The 20,008-nt window shown below is 45.3% G+C and carries 19 protein-coding genes; 11 read left to right on the plus strand and 8 right to left on the minus strand.

The genetic code is table 11. From position 1 onward, the window contains the following. Positions 1 to 54: 54 nt before the first annotated feature. Complete coding sequence (locus ACUNWA_RS08405) at positions 55 to 837, minus strand: acyl-[acyl-carrier-protein] thioesterase (protein ID WP_445591448.1); 783 nt, start codon at positions 835 to 837, stop codon at positions 55 to 57. Between the two features lie 38 nt (positions 838 to 875). Here ACUNWA_RS08405 and map point away from each other — a divergent pair, with 38 nt between their 5' ends. From map to ACUNWA_RS08425, 4 genes are all read left to right on the plus strand, one after another. Then, a complete protein-coding gene (map, locus tag ACUNWA_RS08410; RefSeq protein WP_445591471.1) occupies positions 876 to 1,664 on the plus strand; it encodes a type I methionyl aminopeptidase in 789 nt (262 codons plus the stop codon). A 79-nt stretch (positions 1,665 to 1,743) separates the two neighbouring features. Continuing rightward, entirely contained in the window at positions 1,744 to 3,051 is a 1,308-nt protein-coding gene (locus ACUNWA_RS08415) for a sensor histidine kinase (RefSeq protein WP_445591449.1), read from the plus strand. 558 nt (positions 3,052 to 3,609) lie between these two features. Next, a complete protein-coding gene (locus tag ACUNWA_RS08420; protein ID WP_445591450.1) occupies positions 3,610 to 3,993 on the plus strand; it encodes a co-chaperone GroES in 384 nt (127 codons plus the stop codon). Positions 3,994 to 4,176: 183 nt separating this feature from the next. Next, complete coding sequence (locus ACUNWA_RS08425; protein WP_445591451.1) at positions 4,177 to 5,469, plus strand: aminotransferase class I/II-fold pyridoxal phosphate-dependent enzyme; 1,293 nt, start codon at positions 4,177 to 4,179, stop codon at positions 5,467 to 5,469. 93 nt (positions 5,470 to 5,562) lie between these two features. Here the strand turns inward: ACUNWA_RS08425 and ACUNWA_RS08430 are convergent, their stop codons facing one another. Then, positions 5,563 to 6,057: a pyridoxamine 5'-phosphate oxidase family protein gene (locus ACUNWA_RS08430; protein ID WP_445591452.1), complete on the minus strand. Its 495-nt coding sequence runs from the start codon at positions 6,055 to 6,057 to the stop codon at positions 5,563 to 5,565. Further along, the gene (locus ACUNWA_RS08435; RefSeq protein ID WP_445591453.1) at positions 6,054 to 6,443 is read right to left on the minus strand and encodes a hypothetical protein; all 390 of its coding nucleotides are present in this window, start codon (positions 6,441 to 6,443) and stop codon (positions 6,054 to 6,056) included. Before ACUNWA_RS08435 ends, ACUNWA_RS08430 begins: the two co-directional genes overlap by 4 nt. 1,060 nt (positions 6,444 to 7,503) lie before the next feature. On the opposite strand from ACUNWA_RS08435, the gene ACUNWA_RS08440 reads away from it, so the two are divergent. From ACUNWA_RS08440 to uvrB, 6 genes are all read left to right on the plus strand, one after another. Then, on the plus strand, positions 7,504 to 7,953 hold the full coding sequence (locus ACUNWA_RS08440; RefSeq protein WP_445591454.1) for a hypothetical protein: 450 nt from the start codon (positions 7,504 to 7,506) through the stop codon (positions 7,951 to 7,953). A gap of 267 nt (positions 7,954 to 8,220) precedes the next feature. Beyond that, on the plus strand, positions 8,221 to 9,561 hold the full coding sequence (locus tag ACUNWA_RS08445) for an amidohydrolase family protein (protein ID WP_445591455.1): 1,341 nt from the start codon (positions 8,221 to 8,223) through the stop codon (positions 9,559 to 9,561). Between the two features lie 18 nt (positions 9,562 to 9,579). Further along, complete coding sequence (locus ACUNWA_RS08450) at positions 9,580 to 10,251, plus strand: ankyrin repeat domain-containing protein (protein ID WP_445591456.1); 672 nt, start codon at positions 9,580 to 9,582, stop codon at positions 10,249 to 10,251. A gap of 178 nt (positions 10,252 to 10,429) precedes the next feature. Beyond that, positions 10,430 to 11,038 carry an HAD family hydrolase gene (locus ACUNWA_RS08455; protein WP_445591457.1) on the plus strand — a complete coding sequence of 203 codons (609 nt, stop codon included), beginning with the start codon at positions 10,430 to 10,432 and terminating at the stop codon, positions 11,036 to 11,038. A 166-nt stretch (positions 11,039 to 11,204) separates the two neighbouring features. Then, the gene (locus ACUNWA_RS08460; RefSeq protein ID WP_445591458.1) at positions 11,205 to 12,203 is read left to right on the plus strand and encodes an endonuclease/exonuclease/phosphatase family protein; all 999 of its coding nucleotides are present in this window, start codon (positions 11,205 to 11,207) and stop codon (positions 12,201 to 12,203) included. A 116-nt stretch (positions 12,204 to 12,319) separates the two neighbouring features. After that, positions 12,320 to 14,338 (plus strand): excinuclease ABC subunit UvrB, encoded by a 2,019-nt coding sequence (gene uvrB / locus ACUNWA_RS08465; RefSeq protein ID WP_445591459.1) that lies wholly within the window; start codon positions 12,320 to 12,322, stop codon positions 14,336 to 14,338. 12 nt (positions 14,339 to 14,350) lie between these two features. Here uvrB and ACUNWA_RS08470 read toward each other — a convergent pair whose 3' ends face one another. From ACUNWA_RS08470 to ACUNWA_RS08490, 5 genes are all read right to left on the minus strand, one after another. Continuing rightward, positions 14,351 to 14,698: a DUF3024 domain-containing protein gene (locus tag ACUNWA_RS08470; RefSeq protein WP_445591460.1), complete on the minus strand. Its 348-nt coding sequence runs from the start codon at positions 14,696 to 14,698 to the stop codon at positions 14,351 to 14,353. Between the two features lie 59 nt (positions 14,699 to 14,757). Continuing rightward, a complete protein-coding gene (locus tag ACUNWA_RS08475; protein ID WP_445591461.1) occupies positions 14,758 to 15,204 on the minus strand; it encodes a GNAT family N-acetyltransferase in 447 nt (148 codons plus the stop codon). A gap of 297 nt (positions 15,205 to 15,501) precedes the next feature. Next, complete coding sequence (locus ACUNWA_RS08480; RefSeq protein ID WP_445591462.1) at positions 15,502 to 16,734, minus strand: ammonium transporter; 1,233 nt, start codon at positions 16,732 to 16,734, stop codon at positions 15,502 to 15,504. A 21-nt stretch (positions 16,735 to 16,755) separates the two neighbouring features. Further along, positions 16,756 to 17,112: a P-II family nitrogen regulator gene (locus ACUNWA_RS08485; RefSeq protein WP_445591463.1), complete on the minus strand. Its 357-nt coding sequence runs from the start codon at positions 17,110 to 17,112 to the stop codon at positions 16,756 to 16,758. A 17-nt stretch (positions 17,113 to 17,129) separates the two neighbouring features. Then, on the minus strand, positions 17,130 to 17,780 hold the full coding sequence (locus tag ACUNWA_RS08490; protein WP_445591464.1) for a hypothetical protein: 651 nt from the start codon (positions 17,778 to 17,780) through the stop codon (positions 17,130 to 17,132). 842 nt (positions 17,781 to 18,622) lie between these two features. Between ACUNWA_RS08490 and argH the strand changes: the two genes are divergently transcribed. Then, positions 18,623 to 19,954: an argininosuccinate lyase gene (argH, locus tag ACUNWA_RS08495; protein WP_445591465.1), complete on the plus strand. Its 1,332-nt coding sequence runs from the start codon at positions 18,623 to 18,625 to the stop codon at positions 19,952 to 19,954. Positions 19,955 to 20,008 lie beyond the last annotated feature (54 nt).

Genomic DNA, 20,008 nt, shown 5'->3' on the forward strand with positions numbered 1-20,008 from the left:
TCTTTGCCCGAATTTATTTAGTGGAGGTTTCCTGAAGCTACTGATGCGCCCTGACTATTTATTCCGATTCCGCCAGTGGGTGATCATGCAGCACAAATCAGCACCATCCGCCTCCCGAACAACTGTTGAGCTGTAGCTGAAATCATCCAAGCGAATGGTGTCAACAGCCAGCTTATCGCCAGTCAAGCCTTCTTTCAGGTAATTGATTTCCAGATCAGCCAATTCAAAGACATCCATAAAATCAACACCAAAAGCATCCAGAACGCGCTCCAGGTATTTCACACTATTAAAATGCTGATTCACGTCCAGGTCACTAAACAGCACGGGCTGAAAGCTCAGCTCCTCGGACCGGTCGTGCGGCTTGATCCGTCTTGGACTGCGGCAGACATTCGGTGCATCCAGCCGTGGAAAAGTATCCCGGAAATCGCGTAGCCGGAAAATACGCCGGGTTTCCAAATCTAAAATCAGCCAAGCCGTACTTCCGCGCAGCAAAACCTCATGCTCCTCATTTTCCAGAATAAATTCGCGGTAAGCATAGATGCCATCCGTACCAGCCGACCAGGTATTCAAGCTAATTTGATGCTGCCACTCCGGATACTTCTCCAATTCGAAATACACCCGCGACAAAACCCAAAACATGTTGTTTGTCTTCAAATGCTCATACCCCCAATCCATCACCTGTGCGTGCGCCCAGGCAGCTTCCAGCATAACATTAAAAAGAGAGGTTACAGATGCCCGAGCATAGCGATTGGTATGATAGGCTCCGATTGAAATTTCCTGAGAATATTTACTCATGGGATGGCTTTCGTTAAACTTTTGGACAAATCTATTGTTCATTTTTTGAAAATAAAGAAGCTTTTACGACTTTTGCGAAAATTTTCCCAGAAAAAATGAGTGATATTATAATTAAGACACCCGAACAAATCGAAGGAATTAGAAAAAGTAGCCAATTGGCTGGCCAGTCATTGGTAATGATCGAAGAATTTGTAAAACCGGGAGTAAGCACCGAATTTTTGAATAACAAAATTGAAGAGTTCATACGCGACCATGGAGCTATTTCGGCCACAGTAGGCTACAACGGCTACCCAAAAGCCACCTGCATATCACTCAATGAAGTTGTTTGCCATGGCATCCCAAGCGAAGAACAGATTTTGAAGGAAGGCGATATTTTAAACATCGATGTTACCACCATCCTGAATGGATACTATGGCGACACCAGCAGAATGTATACGGTAGGCGAAATTTCAGAAAAAGCCCAACGCCTAATCGATGTAACCAAACATTGTCTCGATTTAGGAATCCAGCAGGTTAAACCCGGCAACTATGTGGGAAACATTGGCTTTGTGATTGGCCGTTACGCCAAAGCTCAGAAACTCAGTGTCGTTTATGAGTTCTGCGGTCATGGTGTTGGGATTGATTTTCACGAGGCGCCACAGGTTGACCACATTGCTCGCAAAAATACAGGCGACATCATGCGTCCGGGCATGACCTTTACCATCGAACCCATGATTAACGAAGGCCGGGCAACAACCCGTGTTGACAAGCACGACGGCTGGACAGCCCGCACCAGCGATGGCAAATTATCGGCTCAATTCGAACATACCATCTTAGTCACCAACGACGGCTACGAGGTCCTGTCGGATGTACTGGGTGATTACAAGTAAAGCAACCATTTTTTAAATTAGCTATACGTAGTGTATTAGTTTGCTGAATTGGCTATTTTAGTATAAAATTTTAGACCCTGTGAGCAAACTCTTAAACTATTATCTAAAGCTGTTTATTTTCAATGCCGATGACACCTCCTACGAACGACTGGAGGAAAAGAAAAAAAGCATTTTGCTCAATCTTTTCTTCTACTTGTTCTTTATCGCTATGGGTGTTTTTCTAATCAGCAATTTCTATAAACAAACATACAACACAGCTCTTTTCAACGGACTGGCACTGCTAGCAGGCGGCTTAACTTTTTGGTTACTCAAAAAGAGAAAAACCATCCTGATCCCATCCATCATCTTTGTTATCATCATCTCGGTCATCAGTACTTATTTTTTTCTGACCGGTGGGCAAAATGAGTCCGGAATCGCCTTCGCCTTAATGCTTCCGCTTGCTGTCATCCTTATTTTAGGCAAAGAACATGGCATTATCGCCCTCAGCATTTTCTTTATTTGCAATGCTCTGGCGTACTCCTTTCTACAAACTGAATCGTGGTGCCCCAACTACAACTACAGTCTCGTCTCCCGGCTTTCAATCGTCTTTCTATTCATTTCGGTCATGGCTTTTGCCAACGAATTTATTTTTGAGATCCTCTACACACGGCTCGAAAAACTATCGACCTCACTGAAGATGAGTCAGCAGAAATACAAAGATCTGGCTGTAAACAAGGAGAAATTTCTTTCCATTATTTCGCACGACCTCAGCGACCATGTCGGAAGTTTCATGGCTATCTCGACCTTGCTGAACGAACAGTACGATGAGCTCCCCAAAGAAGAACGAGTCAAACTGATTAAGAACATGGCCACGGTTTCGAAGCACAACTACAAACTGTTGCACGACCTGCTAACCTGGTCAACCGTACAGATGGATCATATCCCTTATTCGCCCAAACCTTTCAAGCTTGAAAAGATATACCGCGAAGTTATCGAACTGTTCAATCCCTTGCTGGAAGAAAAAGGCCTGTCAATCTTTTTAAAGATGAAAAGCAATTCGGAGTTGTTTGCCGACTACCACATGGCCAGCGCCATCATACGTAACCTGGTGTCCAACGCCATTAAGTTCTCGCATCCCGATGGTGAAATTCGCATTTCGGCCAAAGAGAAAGACGACATGATGGTGATTACAGTGAGTGACAAAGGTGTGGGCATGACCAATGAGGCCCTGATGCGTTTCAACTCATCGCTTTCATTCTCGAACCCGGGGACCATGCTGGAACCCGGAACCGGCATTGGCCTCATCCTAGCCAAGGAGTTTGTTCAGAAAAATGAAGGCCGAATCTTTATTGAAAGTAAGCCAAATAAAGGAACAAAAGTCAGTTTTACCCTGCCCTTAGTCGATTAGGAGCTTTTCAGTTTTCGGTTGTCCGTTTTCAGTTGTCAGTACCCTCCCCCCACGTTGAGCGTCTTTCTGAACTTGTTTCAGGATCTGCGGCTATTGGAGCTTGTCAGTTCCGTGCCTTCGGTTATCCATTTTTACCCCAAGCCCCTGAAAGAGCTTCTGCTGTCTCCTTATTCTGATATTTGAAATTTGAATTGCTAACTTCCCCTTCCCCTTCCCCTTCCCCTTCCCCTTCCCCTTCCCCTTCCCCTTCCCCTTCCCCTTCCCCTTCCCCTTTCTCCTTTCTCCTTTTAGCTATCAGTCCCTTGCCCCCGTCACGTTGAGCGTCTTCCTGAACTTGTTTCAGGATCTGTTGCTATTGGAGTTTGTCAGTTCCGTGCGTTCGGTTATCCATTTCTACCCCGAACCCCTGAAAAAGCTTCTGCTGTCTTCTTATTCTGATATTTGGAATTCGAATTGCTAAATTCCCCTTCCCCTGTTTCCTTTCTCCTTTCTTATTTCTCCTCTTCCCATTCCGCACAAGAGCGATAAGTTTTATCTTTACAGCTAAAAATTCGAACCATGTCATTAATCATTGAAGAAAAAGATCTGGACAAATTCATCATGGTGGGCGACCGCGTATTGGTGAAACCCAAAAGCCCCCAAAATAAAACCAAGTCGGGTTTGTATCTTCCGCCAACGGTGCAGGAAAACGAGAAGGTTCAAAGCGGCTACATCGTTAAAGTAGGTCCCGGCTACCCCATTCCGGCCATGACCGATAATGACGAACCCTGGAAAGAGCAAAAAGAGGACGTCAAATACGTTCCGCTGCAAGCCAATGTTGGCGACCTGGCTATTTACTTATCAAAAAGTGGTTTCGAAATTGAGTTCAACAAGGAGAAATACATCATTCTGCCCCATGCTTCTATTTTGATGATTATTCGGGACGAAGATCTACTGAAATAGCTACGAATTGAAATTTGGAGACAGCTGACCTGCGATAAAATTTACGATTTGTAAACATATCCTTATTTTGAATTTCAATTTGAAAGATCACCTATCACAAACCAAGTTTTTTTAATAAATTGCAGACGTTTTTGTCATAAACAAAACGATTGACCGATTCTAAAAACAGTTAAATCATTAAATATGAATCCACAAGCTGAGGAGTTAAACAAAGTTATTCAAGCAAAAAATCCAGTTATTTACGACCTTTTATCGGAAAAAGGAAAAAATATTTTCTTCCCCAAAAAAGGAATTTTAGGCCAGACAGCCGATGCTAAAGGCACTAAAATCAATGCAACCATTGGCGCTGCAGTTGAAGATAATGGTAGCCCCATGCGATTGAACAGCATTGAATCGAATGTAAAACTCGATCCTTCTCTGGTTTTCCCTTATGCACCAAGCTATGGACGTCCTGACATCCGCGCCAAATGGCAAAGCATGATTTTCGAGAAAAACCCTTCACTAAAAGATAAAACAATCAGTCTACCCGTTGTTACCAATGCCTTAACCCACGGGGTAAGCATGGCCGGCTACCTGTTTGTCGACGAAGGCGAAAAAGTACTGGTTCCCGATCTGTTTTGGGGAAACTACAACCTGATTCTGAACCATGCCTATGGCGCTCAGCTTAGCAAGTTCAACCTGTTTAAAGATGGTGGTTTCGACCTCGATGCACTCAAAGCCAAACTGGCCGAAGACGGCATTGGCAAGAAAGTGCTGATTTTGAATTTCCCGAACAACCCCACCGGGTACACGCCAACTGTTGAAGAACAAAAAGGGATTGTTGCCATCATTAAAGAATCGGCTGAGCAAGGCAACAAAATCGTTGTTTTCTCCGACGACGCTTACTTCGGATTGGTTTACGAAGAAGGCATTGAACAAGAGAGCATTTTCACTCAACTTTGCGATTTGCACGAAAATGTACTGGCCCTAAAAGTTGACGGACCAACCAAAGAAGATTACGTTTGGGGATTCCGTGTTGGTTTTATGACTTACGGTGTTAAAGGTGGCGACGCTGAATTATACACTGCTCTGGAAGCCAAAACAGCGGGTGCTGTGCGTGGTAACATTTCCAATGCAGCCAATATTTCACAATCTTTATTGTTGAACGCCTTCGAAAATGAAGCTTATCAGGCACAGAAAGCGGAGAAATTCGACATTATGAACAAACGCTACCATGCCGTGCGCGAAGCGCTGAACGACGACAAATACAGCGAATACTTTACGGCGCTACCATACAACTCGGGCTATTTCATGTGCGTTCAACTGGCCGAAGGGCTGGATGGCGAACTCGTTCGTAAAATCCTGATCGAGAAATACAGCATTGGAATTATCAACCTGAACAATGTCATTCGTGTGGCTTTCTCAGCCATGGCTGCTTCGGATGCTAAAGAATTGTTCGAGGGAATTTACAATGCGTGTAAAGACTCGAAACAATAAGTTGAAAGATTACTCCAACGAGTTAGATAAAGAAGAAAGGCTGTTCAGCAATGAACGGCCTTTCTTCTTTTTGAGCCGACAACATAAAGGCGACTAATAGCCCACCTTGCCGTGAATCTCGCCAATATCGAGCCTCAGCACTTCCATTTTAGCCGAAGCCGCATGAGCTTTCAACAACTTGGACTGAATCACCGATTCCTTTTCTTCCAGGTGATTTAAAAGAACCTGCATGCCGGCCTGCTTTTCCTCCAGCTCCTCAACAAAATGGATGGTACCCCAAAACACCACCGACCGGTAAGCATGGCTGCATTCATCCGGTACATAACCACCATCCTCAATCACGGTAGCGCACACCGCAGGATTGCTCTTGATAAAATCGAGTTTCAAGCCCTCTTTGGCTGTATGTAAATAAAGGGCCTGCCGTTGCGAATCATAGCCATAACTCAAAGTCACGATATAGGGTTCATTATCGCGACACAACGACAAGGTCACAAACTTGCCCTTTTTCAGGATTGCATCCGTCTCATCGCGAGCAGTAAGCTCCTGACTTGGCCGGTTTTTCAAATGGTATTTCTGATCTATGCTCATCCGATTCGTTGTAATTGGTACACCATAAAGAATAAAGCCACCCCCACCGCAACCAAAAGCAGATTCGCCGTTTTGGCCCAACTCGACTGGAAGCGTCCTAACACAAAAGCCAGTACTGCTATTGCCCCGGTCACCTCTAAACCGGAGAAAAAAGCCAGCGCCTTGGCCTCAACAGGAGGAGCCTGCCCCTGCTCCACTTCAGGCACGGCAAGCTGACCACTGACAATTACCCATAAGGCAAATAGCGCCAACACCAAAAAGGTACCCTGCCCCAGTTGCAGGAACAGCCGGCGCTTTTCAATCCACGAGTAAATAATTAACCCAATTGCTAAAAACAATACCCACTGCGAGCTGGTGGTCAGCGTTAAAAAAGCTTGTCGGTCCATGTGTTCTAAAATTTGGTCAAAAGTGTTTATTTTTTCGGTAAAGAAAAAAGGTTCATCCTAAAAATGCGGACCGAAGACAGAAATAGGAAACCGAAGAGCTGCCCGTTTCGCGGCTTCGTTTGTTCACCTATTGGGATTTTGTACTCAGTTCCTGAGTAAATAAGATACAGGACTTCGTACGTTCGTATCCTCGTGCTTTCGGTTATCCGCTTTAAGCGTCTTCCTGAATTCGTTTCAGGATCTGTTACTAGCCTGAAGTTGTCAGTTTGTAATAGTTCCGACCGGTGTCGAGGTGGTTGTGTTGTTAAGGCTTCAGTGTCAACGGCTCCTTTCATTTCTTTTCCGATGAAACAGTCAAGCTTTTCACCTGTCGGTGGCTTCGTGCCTTCGTGTTCTCATTCCTTCGTCTGTTCATTTCTTCTATTGCTTCTTTTCCGGGCAGAATCGTCATCGGTTCAAGTCCGGATCTTCTGCGTTGCTTCTGTGAATCTTCTGTATTGCTTCTGTATTTAAAAACACAGAAGATACTTTGAAATAACCTAGAAAAAACCTGGAATATATGGACTTGATACGGAGCAACAGACCTACTGACTCGTCCGACCACGACCTGCTGCCCTCAATGGCAAATACAAGGGACTTAATCGTCCCAAACAGACTCGGATGGCTCCCCCACAAGTAACATGGTGAAACCAATTGTAACTAAATATCAATTCCGGAGACACGACAATACGTCCATCGAAGGGTGAAGCAACAAAGTAACCGATGAGAAAATAAGCGATATCCAGTACGTAATTCCTCGCGCGGAAGCGGTGGACTGTCAATTGTTTAGAACGAGTATAAAATGCATTTATTCACGCATACATTTTGTAAAGTTTTGTAAATTGAGCGGCGAAAGCTAAAAAATCCCTAAATGAAAGACGATGAACACCAACAAACTCCGTCCTCCGATTTTTATGTAAGCCTTAAAAAAAGATCTTCCAAAGTGTGAAAAACAATTCGAATAATAGCGGTATATATCTACCAGGTAAATATACACAGACGTTGGCAGCAAGCTAAAAACATGAGAACACTAATTATACTATCGACATTATTTTTGGTATTTGGGTCATATGCCCAAAGCTTAGATAGTCTTGGAATTGACAATCGACCAATCTTAAATAATTATGAAGTGAAACTTTTAAATTCTCTGCTTGAAGAACAAAGAGATACTTTTGACTTCAAGAACAAAAAGGTTGCATTCATAACAGGAAGTTCAGGAACTAAGATTATATCAAAATCCGAGTATTTCAATAATTCAGTAATTCCTTGGATTGAAAAAGATTCCAGTCCACAAATCTCTATGTATCAACTGACATATGAAGAGAAATCAAAATCAGGCGGCTATGATATATTAGTTTTATCTTGGGAGAAACTATTCACTGACAAGCGGAGGAAAAAGACAGTAGAGATACTTGAGGGGGGAATAAAAGCCAGCTGCCAGTCGAGTAAGCGAGGGGAATTTCACCCCTAACTTCTCACAGAACCGTACGTGAACCTCTCGATTCATAGGGGTTTTATTGCCCAATAACCGGAAGCCAGGCAGAACTTGCGAATGGAGTCCGTTTCACAGGCTCACCCATTCTTTTTTTTCGGATAATGCTGCAAATCACAGCCAACTTCAGTTCATCCGCTAATGTTTTCTTTTTTTTCCTAGTTTTGTGCGGAAACCTTTCGACCTGCCTAAGCGTCTGAGCTAAAAAAAGACGCTATTTCCACACAAGCTATTAAAAGACAAAAAATGAGACGTAAAACAGTTTCCAGAAAAGAGTTTATTAAAAATTCAGCAATGCTGGCTACCGGACTAAGTTTAGCCGCACCGGCACTTGCTGCAAATACAGCCCGGCAAGCACCAGCTGAAAACACAATGCCAACCAAGATGAACAGCATTCGTTTAAAAAATGTACGGCTCGAAACCGGCTTTGACTATGAAGGGGATGAAGTGATTGCCACAAAAACCGACTTGTTTTGTGTCGACATTGAAGATGGTAAGATCCGCCAGGTTTCGCCCAACAATCCGGCAGCACAGGCAGTTGATGCCAAGGGCCACCTGATGTTGCCCGCCTTCAAGGACATGCATATTCACCTGGACAAAACCTTCTACGGTGGGCCATGGAAAGCAATCCGGAAAAGACAGGGCGGCGTAAAAGGCATGATCGCCCTGGAGCAGCAAATCCTGCCCGAGATGCTAAAAACATCGACCGAGCGGGCTGAAAAACTGATCGAGCTGCTGCAATCCTGTGGCTCTGCTTTTGCCCGAAGCCAGGTGAACATTGAACCGACTTCCGGGCTCAACTCGCTAAAAAACCTACAGCAAGCGCTGGAGAACAAGAAAAACTCCTTTGGTGCCGAGCTGGTGGCTTTCCCTCAGCATGGCGTGTACTATACCGATTCGGCCCCACTGATGAAAGAGGCTGCCCAAACGGATATTGACTACATTGGTGGCGTTGATCCTTACACGCTGGACGGGCAAATTGAAAAGACGATCGACTTTACCGTTCAGCTGGCTCTGGATTACAACAAAGGAATTGATATCCACCTGCACGAAACAGGAGACTCGGGACTACAAACCATGGAATACCTGATTGATAAAGTCAATGAAAATCCGGTACTGAAAGGCAAGACCTTTATTAGTCACTGCTTTGTATTGGGCCGACTAGAACAGGCCAAACAAGAAGAAATGGCGGAGAAGCTGAGTGCGGCCCAGGTTGGCATTATTTCCACCATTCCTTTCGGACGACTAATCATGCCCATTCCAACGTTGTACAAGCACGGGGTAACGGTGGGCACCGGCAATGACTGCATTATAGACCATTGGAACACCTGGGGAAGTGGCAGCGTGCTTGAAAAAGCCAAAGTAATGGCTCAACTGTATGGCTATGGCACCGAGTATGCCCTATCGCGAAGCCTCAAGTTAGCTACCTACAATGTGCTACCGTTGGATGACGAAGGCAACCAGCAATGGCCTAAACCGGGAGACCAGGCAGACCTTGCCTTACTGGAAGCCAGCTGTTCGGCAGAAGCGGTATCCCGCTTATCGCCGGTTAAGTCGCTGATTTATCAGGGCAATCTTGTATTTTAGCCCGTACAGAAATACACCATGAACATATTCGTGCTTTTCATTGTGCTTAACCTTTTTCAAGCACAACCGAATCCTGTAAAAACAACTGAAATGAAACAAGAGCAATCTGCGCTTCTTGAAGCTGTTAAGCAAAATAAGCTTCATGAGGTAGAAAAAAAATTACAAGCCGGAGCCGACGTGAACACCCGGGATGAAAACAAACGCTCGTTGCTGTTGATTGCGACTCAGGCACTACATTTTGACATGGCCCAATTGCTTGTTGCCCATGGTGCCGATGTCAATCAGCAAGATAAGCAACTGGCCAGTCCGTTTCTACATGCCGGGGCGACGGGTCAAACCGAGCTGCTGAAATTATTTTTGGCCAATGGCGCCCGCTTCGATGTTTTTAACCGCTACTATGGCAGCGCCCTGATTCCGGCCTGCGAACGAGCGCATATTGAAACCGTCAGGCTACTGGCCAATACGCAAGACTTCCCCATCGACCACATTAACCGTTTGGGATGGACGGCCCTACTGGAAGCCATCATTCTTGGCGATGGCAGTGCCAAATACCAGGAAGTTGTGCGGATACTGATTGCTGCCGGCTGCGACATCAGCCTGGCCGATGGCGAAGGAGTATCGCCCCTGCAGCACGCCAAACGCGCAAACCAGACCGCCATTGCAAATCTGCTGGAAGAAACCGCCAACTAAGCACCGGGCTTGCTTCCGCTTATCAGGCGACAAATCATTCAGGCTTCCATCCTTTCCCGGAAAGGACGGAAGCCTGAACCCAAGCTCACACATCTTAATTTTTTGGTAATGCAGCGAATGAACTTGTTCGTTACAAATTGGTTACTTTTGCTAGCTTAAATTCAGTAAACACAAGAACATGACAGCAAAACTTGAAGTAAGCCCGGAAATTAAAGGACTGATTTTCGATTTAGATGGCACCATTGCCGATACCATGCCCATCCACTACATTGCCTGGAAAAACGCAGCCGCCCGCTATGGCATCGATTTTACCATCGAACTTTTTGAGCAACTGGCTGGCATTCCGCTTTACCCAACGGTGGAAAAGCTGAATGAGCTATTCAATAAGAATATTGATCCTCAGGAAATGGGCGACTCGAAAGAGCAAGAGTACGAAGACAACATGCACAAGGCTCAACCAATTGAAGCCGTGATGGACGTCATTCGGGAATACCATGGCAAGTTACCCATGGCTATCGGAACAGGTGGCTGTCGCGCTCTCTCGCGCAAGGCCATGCACATCATCGGAGTAGACCACTACATCGATAAGCTGGTTTCGGCTGATGATGTCAGCAAACACAAGCCACACCCCGAAACCTTTTTGAAGTGTGCCGAACTAATTGGCGTCGCCCCCGAAGACTGCCTGGTGTTTGAAGATGGAGTCCTCGGAATTCAAGCCGCTCAAAAAGCCGGCATGCAGGTGGTCGATGTGACCGACTACTACGAGGTAACCATTGGACAGGAATAACTGAATCGGAGAAGAGCAGAGGGCAAGGAGCAAACAGACATTCTAATATTCACTACATCCTGATTCCTGGATCTTGACTCTTGGTTCTTGGTTCTACTAAAAGCATATTGATTAACTTTACATACAAATTAGTCTAAAGCTTAAGCATTCAAACAACGAAACAGAGATGAATTCAAAAATTAGTCTACTTGCTCTTGTTGTCCTTCTACTCAGCGCATGTCAGCAAGCTCCGCTGCACAAAAAAGCCACCGTTGTTTTCTACAATGTCGAAAACCTGTTCGACACGATTGACGATCCGGCTATTAACGATGATGAATTTCTGCCGGAAGCGGATAAAAAGTGGAACACCGAACGCTACACAAAAAAACTGGAAGACTTAAGCCGGGTACTGGGAACCGTCAACTCAGAAGAGCTGCCCGAAATTATTGGAGTATGTGAGATTGAAAACCGTCAGGTATTGGAAGATCTGGCTACAACACCCCCCTTGTCTGATGGCAAGTACCAAATCGTCCATATCGACAGCCCCGACAAGCGCGGGATTGACGTTGGCCTGCTTTTCAGAAAAGGCGAATTTAAATTGATGCATCAGGAAGCTTTGCTGGTTGATCCGGGATTTGCAACCCGCGATATCTTATATGTGTATGGAAAACTGGGTAAAGACAAGATCCACCTGTTTGTAAATCATTGGCCATCGCGCTGGGGTGGAACCGAACAATCGGAACCCAACCGGCTGGTAGCCGCCCAAACGCTAAAAAACAAAGTGGATGAATTGCTGGCTGAAAATCCCGACGCTAAGATCATCATTCTGGGCGACATGAATGACGAACCGGACAACAAAAGCTTAGCCGAAACGCTGACTGCCGCTGCTCCCAATACCACGTCGGAACTGTACAACCTGATGATTCCACTGGACGAACAACACCAAGGAAGCTATAATTACCGGGGAAACTGGAACATGATAGACAACCTGATTGTTTCAGGGGCATTGCTTAGCGGATCAGGCTTTGTCGTGACCGACCAGCTGGGTGCTGTTTTTCACCGCCCCTGGATGGAGTACCGCAATAAATCAGGAGAGATGTCGCCCAAACGAACTTATGGCGGGCCCAACTATTATGGCGGAATCTCAGATCATTTTCCGGTTTACTTTCAGCTTAATTGGCAATAGCAAGACGGAGACAGGGGAAGGAAAGCAGGAGACAAGATGAAAGAAAAAAGAAATGGACAATTTTCAGAAACTTGAAACCTGGAACTTAGAACTAAGAATTTGGAACTAACAGAAACATGGATTTAAAAGTAATTTCACCATACGAGCCCACCGGCGACCAGCCGGAAGCCATTCGGCAGCTATCCGAAGGAATCCGGCAAGGCGAGCGCAACCAAACACTTCTCGGAGTGACGGGGTCGGGAAAAACATTTTCCATGGCCAAAGTCATTGAAGAGGTGCAACGCCCTACCCTAATTTTGAGTCATAACAAAACGCTGGCTGCGCAGCTTTACAGCGAGATGAAACAGTTTTTCCCCGAGAATGCCGTGGAGTACTTTGTTTCCTATTACGATTATTACCAACCCGAAGCCTACCTGCCCACCACGGGAACCTACATCGAGAAAGACCTTTCAATCAACAAAGACATCGAGAAACTCCGGCTGAGCACCACCTCGGCGCTGCTTTCAGGAAGACGTGATGTGGTCGTCGTTTCGTCGGTTTCGTGCTTGTATGGTATTGGTAACCCGCAGGATTTTCACGCCAACGTAACCAGTGTCAGCGTAGGTGAAACACTCAATCGCAACCAATTCCTGCATAAGCTGGTTGATGCCCTCTACTCGCGAAACGAAGTTGATTTCCAACGCGGCAACTTCCGGGTGAAAGGCGACACCATCGATATCTATCTGGCTTACGATGACAAAGCAATCCGGGTCGTTTTCTGGGGCGATGAAATTGAAGAGATCTACAGCTTCGACCCCTTAGAAGGAACAACGATTGACGAAATGGAAACCGCCATCATCTATCCGGCCAACCTTTTTGTAACCACCAAAGAACGCATGAAATCAGCCATCCTTGAAATTCAGGATGACCTGATGAAGCAAGTTGATTTTTTCAAGGAAATTGGGAAACCACTGGAAGCTAAACGGATATTGGAACGGGTAGAATACGACATGGAAATGATGCGCGAACTAGGCTATTGCCCGGGTGTTGAGAATTACTCGCGCTATTTTGATGGTCGTGAAGCTGGCACCCGCCCCTTCTGCCTGCTCGATTATTTTCCGGATGATTTTCTGACCATCCTGGATGAAAGTCACGTGACCATTCCCCAGATTCGAGCCATGTATGGCGGCGACCATTCGCGCAAGATCAACCTGGTAGAATATGGCTTTCGCCTGCCGGCAGCCATCGATAACCGACCGCTAAAATTTGAGGAATTTGAAGACCTGGTTAACCAAACGCTTTTCGTTAGTGCAACACCAGCCAACTACGAGCTGGAAAAATCGGAAGGGGTAATTGTTGAGCAGATCATCCGACCAACAGGACTGCTTGATCCGATCATTGAAGTTCGTCCGTCAATCAACCAGATTGATGACCTGATGCACGAAATCAATCTTCGGATTGAAAAAAGCGAACGGATTTTGGTAACCACGCTAACCAAGCGCATGGCCGAAGAACTGAGCAAATACCTGATTAACATGGGGATCAAAACCCGCTACATTCACTCGGATATCGACACCATGGAACGCATTGAGATTCTGGAAGAACTTCGCAGGGGCGGATTTCATGTGCTGGTAGGAATTAACCTTTTGCGTGAAGGGCTGGACTTGCCGGAGGTTTCGCTGGTAGCCATCATCGATGCGGACAAGGAAGGCTTTCTGCGCTCCGAGCGCTCGCTAACCCAAACCGCAGGGCGAGCGGCACGTAACCTCAACGGAATGGTGATTATGTATGCCGACAAGATTACCGATTCGATGCAAAAAACGATCGACTCGACCAACTACAGGCGTGAGAAACAGCTACGATACAACGAAGAGCATGGCATCACCCCGAAAGCGATCGTCAAACCAACCCGCGAAATTATTGGCTACGAATATCGCGATGACAAACAAAAAGAATATGCCGGAGGTGCCAGTCATCCGGATGTTGCTGCCGACCCGGTTGTGCAATACATGAGTGTGGAGGCATTGGAGAAAACCATCGAGAAGACGAAAAAGGAAATGCAGGCCGCCGCCAAGGGGCTCGACTTTATTGAAGCCGCACGACTGCGCGACGAAATGTATCGCCTGCAAGAACTGGTACTGAAAAAGAAAGCTTAGTTACAGAACTGATCATCCAAAGAAGCAAGCATACTCATCCTTTTCAATCACGTCAAACAGCTCCGCCAGATCCTTAACTTCCGGCATGGGCGAGTAGCTTTCCCATTTACCATTGGCGCGCATCCAGAAAATACGCCAAACCGCGCGCGATTTAATAAACTTAGCCTTCGCAAAAGGGGTATTCATGAGCTCCTCAGGTTGATCCCAGCGAGGCCGGATTTCAAAAAGCTCCAGGGTATTGCTTTCAAAATGAAAACCAACATCCAACTGATCCCGCATGTCTGGCGGCGGTCGAAGCCCCTCAACAAATTTCTCGATTTGAGCTTCCAGTAAATTGATTGTTTTTTGATTATTAGTCATGTGCTTAAATTTTCATTCTTGCTCACCCGACGCTCCCCTCCCTTTTTTCCAGCCTCTCATTAAGTAGTCCTGTGCAATCGCATTTCCAAATACTTTGAACTAAAACCTAGTTTCTCATACAGATGACGAGCTGGGTTATCCGGTTCTACATGCAAGGCAATATTACCCTGCGCCTGATCAATTGCTTTCTGCATCAGCTGCCTGCCAATGCCCTGCCCCCGGCGTTCGTTATGCGTGGCAATATATACCAGAATGTTTTCCGGAATGTAATCCTTCATCCCGGTTTGATTAACCACTACCGCACCAATAAGCTGCTCCGCATCGTAAGCCCCAAGCACAAAACCTCCAAACGAAGGATACACTTTCAAGGCATAGTCCATGGCTTTTTCAATGTCGTTCTTCGGATCCCCAAAATTCTCGAGATGAAGATATAAAAAATCAATCAACTGGTTCTTTTCTTCCAAGCTTGGCTTATTTATTTCTGTAAAGATTTTAAATTCACGCATTCCTCTATTTTTAATCGTTCAACTAAACCAACGACTACTTCAGCAAAAAGTTGAAACAAATCATACGCATCCCATTACCCCTGCACGATTTCGCAGCTCTCCCTCCGAATCACCTTCAAAACAAAACGGCTGAATATCAAAGACAAATTGAATAAAAATCAACGACAGTCCTATTCAACACCACACAATCGTTCACTCCACATCCATCGGGCACCACAGATTACAATCAACAGAAAAAGGGCCTGCCAGACAGCAGACCCTTGAGAGAACTAAAGACTTAAAAGGCTGAGGAAACTATTAATTGTAGGCACTTTCTCCATGTTCATACACATCAAGACCTTCTTCCTCGATGCGCTTGGACACCCGAAGTATCTTGGCTTTTTTCAGGATATTGAACAAAATCCATCCACACCCGAACGCCCAAACAAAGAATGCTAACACTCCAACAGCCTGAATACCCAGCAAGCCAGCTCCATGTCCGTAGAATAATCCTTCTGAAGTAGAGAACAAGCCGACAGCTAATGTACCCAAAGCACCACTAACCCCGTGCACGGAAATAGCTCCAACCGGATCGTCAATCTTCAATATTTGATCAATAAATTCAACCGCAAAGGGCAACACAAAACCGGCAACAGCGCCAATCAAGACGGCTCCAACCGGATCAACAGCATCACAACCAGCCGTGATGGCCACCAAGCCAGCCAAGGCACCGTTCAATGAAATGGACAGCGCCGGTCGTTTGTAGCGAACCCACGAAACCATCATGGCTACGACAGCTCCGGCAGCAGCGGCCAGGTTGGTTGTTACAGCAATATGTCCCAGTGCTACGGCATTGTCTGTTCCGGCAGCAGCCAACTGCGATCCGGGATTGAAACCAAACCAGCCGAACCACAGGATAAAGACACCCAACGCTCCCAAGGCCAGGTTATGACCCGGAATCGCTTTGGCTTTGCCATCCTTACCATACTTGCCAATCCGTGGACCAATCGTGGCAGCTCCGGCCAAGCCAAGCCAGGCACCTACCGAGTGAACAATGGATGAACCCGCGAAATCGTGGAAACCCATTTCACTCAGCCAGCCGCCCCCCCAGGTCCAATGCCCCGAAATCGGGTAAACAAAGACTGTAATGACAATACTAAAAATCAAGTAAGCTTTAAACTCCGTCCGTTCAGCCATAGCCCCGGACACAATGGTAGCAGCCGTGGCAGCAAAAACGGTTTGAAAAAACAAGTCAGCATAATCGGAATAATTCTCACCAAAGCCTTCACTCATAAAAAACAAATCGGGTGTTCCAATCAAACCACCAATCGAGTCACCATACATTAATGTGAATCCGATAAACCAGTACAACAAAGAACCGATTGCGAAGTCCATTAAGTTTTTCATCAAAATATTTGCAGTATTCTTGGATCGGGTAAACCCAGCCTCCACCATTGCAAAACCTGGCTGCATAAACATCACCATAAATCCTGCAATCAATAACCACATATTGTCTATGCCTATTTGTAGGCCTTGTAAAGTTTCGTCCATGATAATTCTATTTTATGGTTATTAATCTTCTTTCCCTTTGATAAATAAGGACTCATCGCCAAACTCACCTGTTCGTATGCGGTACGACTCTTCAATATTGGAAATGAATATTTTGCCATCTCCGATCTCACCAGTCCTGCCCGCTTGCATAATGGCTAACACCGTTTTTTCCACATTTTTATCACGCACAATAATGGAAAGTATCGTCCGCTCAATTGAGCTCGTATCGTAAATAACCCCTCGATAAGCGCGCTCCTGCCGGGTTTGGCCAACACCACGTACATCCCAGAAAGAGAAGAATTCAATGCCTGCTTCATGAAGCGCTTCTGCGACTTCATCAAACTTGGTTTTTCTAATAATTGCTTCAATCTTTTTCATCTCTTCAAAATTTTATTTTATAATGATATGCCTACAACAATATGGAACTGTTCAGAAGATGGATTTAAAATTGCTGTTCCAGAAATTGGAATGGAGAATGAGTCCGTAATCTTGATTTCTTTCGAAGTGCCTACACCAATATTACAAACACTGAAATCGCCATCAACCGTATAAGCCCCGTCGCCTGCTCCCAAAGTCAAAGCAACCGATCCAAGATTTAAGCCGGCCTCCAGGTAAAGGTCGCTCACATCCGAGGCGTCCGAGCCAATCATATAAGCCCCCAAGAAGGAAAAGCTTCCCAGATCCAAGCCAACCATAGGTTCAAAGAAGTGCGAATCACCGTCGAAGTATGGTGAGCCCGGAAAGTAATAGTCCGTAACAGTTAAAGACAAGGTTGATCCGTCCCCCAGATCGAACCCATAACTTGCATACAAGTCAGCCTCTGCAGCTTCATCGTCGGTAAAACCGTACGATCCCCAAGCGCCAAGCGCAAAACCGCCAGCACTGTACTCCGCCCATGGCTGAATAGCCGGGCCTGTTCCAAATTTGGTACCACGCCAAACATAGCTTGACACAAAGTCTGCCCCAGTATCCCAGTCCTGAGCTTGTAAATTTCCAGCCAGTGTCATTGCCAATACAAAAACGAGAAGTAATCGTAATTTTTTCATGATTCTAAAATTTGATGATTTTACATTTTTTCATTTGATATTCTTTGGTGTGTACTTGCTATAGCGTGTAATTCTAAAAAAGTCTCTTTTTTGATCATGACCCCCTATTTTTTCGTGGTCTGTTGTTCAAAAGTATGTCTATTTTGAAAACAAACCCCTCATCGCAACAGGGTCAGTTTTATATTTAATACTCAATTAACATTAAACCCCCTCTTCCAAAGGGGGTTATTCTTGAAAATCCATCGTTTTTATGGAAATATGTCAGATTTTGGAGGGGGTCGACAGAAAAAGTACCGTTTTTCAGACACAAAGAAGAGCACCAAACAAGAAATATGTCATTTTTGCATTATTTAGATTATTCCACAAACACAATGACAATATCGAGGTTCTTTTGAAATACAAAATGACATTAAACAAGAAATACAACCATTCTTTTGACAGAAAAACATCCCATTGTCCTATTTAATGATTGCACTGAAACCAATTTCAAATGAAATTCTCCATGCAGACGCCTTATCCTAAGAGCACGCTATCCAAAGAAGACCAGACACCTTAGCTCCACGCTGCCTCTCCCCTGAGAAAATCAGCCATCGCCACCCGCATATGCTTATGCAGCATACAAGCGAACGCTTATACTATATTAATATATACGCCCCACACGCATCATCCTTCTGCCTAAAACCATGCAAAGCCTAAGAGGCAAAGACCACTTTTCAAGGAAGTCAGAATAGGACTATTGGGAAAAAAGTAATTAATTTGCAGTTTCTTTCTTTCACAGAATAAATTGATTCGTGCCTGTCAAGTGACGACCGGCACCAAGTAAATCGCTAATTTTTTATTATATGAAACTCTGGGACAAAGGTACATCCGTAAATAAACTCATCGAAGAATTCACCGTAGGCCAAGATCGTGAACTGGATCTACACTTGGCGAAATTTGACATTCTGGGCTCTATGGCCCACACGAAAATGCTTCAAACAATCGGCTTACTCGAAAAAGAGGAACTGGATCAGCTGCTACTGGAAATGAAAGCGATTTATGAACTGGCCGAAAAAGGCGAATTCACCATCGAAGAGGGAATTGAAGATGTCCATTCGCAGGTTGAATCCCTACTCACCGAAAAACTAGGCGATGTTGGAAAAAAAATACACAGCGGGCGCTCGAGAAACGATCAGGTTTTGGTTGACCTGAAATTATTTGCGCGCGACGAAATCCGCCAACTGGTTGAAGCCACCAACGAATTGTTTGACACCCTGATTACGAAAGCTGAAAAACACCAGGACCAACTGATGCCGGGCTACACGCACCTTCAGGTAGCTATGCCCTCCTCGTTTGGACTTTGGTTTAGCGCCTATGCCGAAAGTCTGGTCGACGACCTCACCCTCTTGCAGGCAGCCTTTAAAATCACCAACCAAAATCCACTGGGTTCAGCCGCAGGCTATGGCTCCTCCTTCCCGCTCAACCGCGAGCTGACCACAGAATTGCTAGGCTTCGACTCGATGAACTACAACGTCGTTTATGCCCAAATGGGACGTGGTAAAATGGAAAAAACCGTTGCTTTCGCTGTCTCATCCATTGCCGCCACGCTTTCCAAACTAGCCTTCGACACCTGTCTTTTTATGAGTCAAAACTTTGGATTCATCGGACTACCCGACGAGCTGACCACCGGATCAAGCATTATGCCCCACAAGAAAAACCCGGATGTTTTTGAGTTGATCCGCTCGCACTGTAACAAATTGCAAGCACTTCCGAACCAAATCACTTTAATGATTAATAACCTGCCCAGTGGCTATTTCCGCGATCTGCAAATCATTAAGGAAATCTTTCTGCCTGCCTTTGAAGAACTGATGAGCTGCATTAAGATTGCCAACTTTGCAATAAGCGAAATGACCATTAAAGAAAATATTCTGGATGATGATCGCTACCAATACCTATTCAGCGTTGAAGACGTCAATCGGCTTGTCCAGCAAGGTGTTCCTTTTCGCGATGCCTACATCCAGGTTGGCAAGCAAATTCAACAAGGCGAATACAACCCGTCCAAACAGGTAGCCCACACCCACGCTGGAAGTATCGGCAACCTATGCCTCCCCGAAATTCAACAAAAAATGAACACCACCATCAATTCATTTAACTTTGAAAAAATGGATTTGGCAATCAAAAAGCTATTAAAATAGGGGGCATCTGTTAACTAAACGTTATTTCTAAAATCCTTTTAATTACAAAATGAT

It is taken from the genome of Sunxiuqinia sp. sy24 (assembly GCF_052677165.1).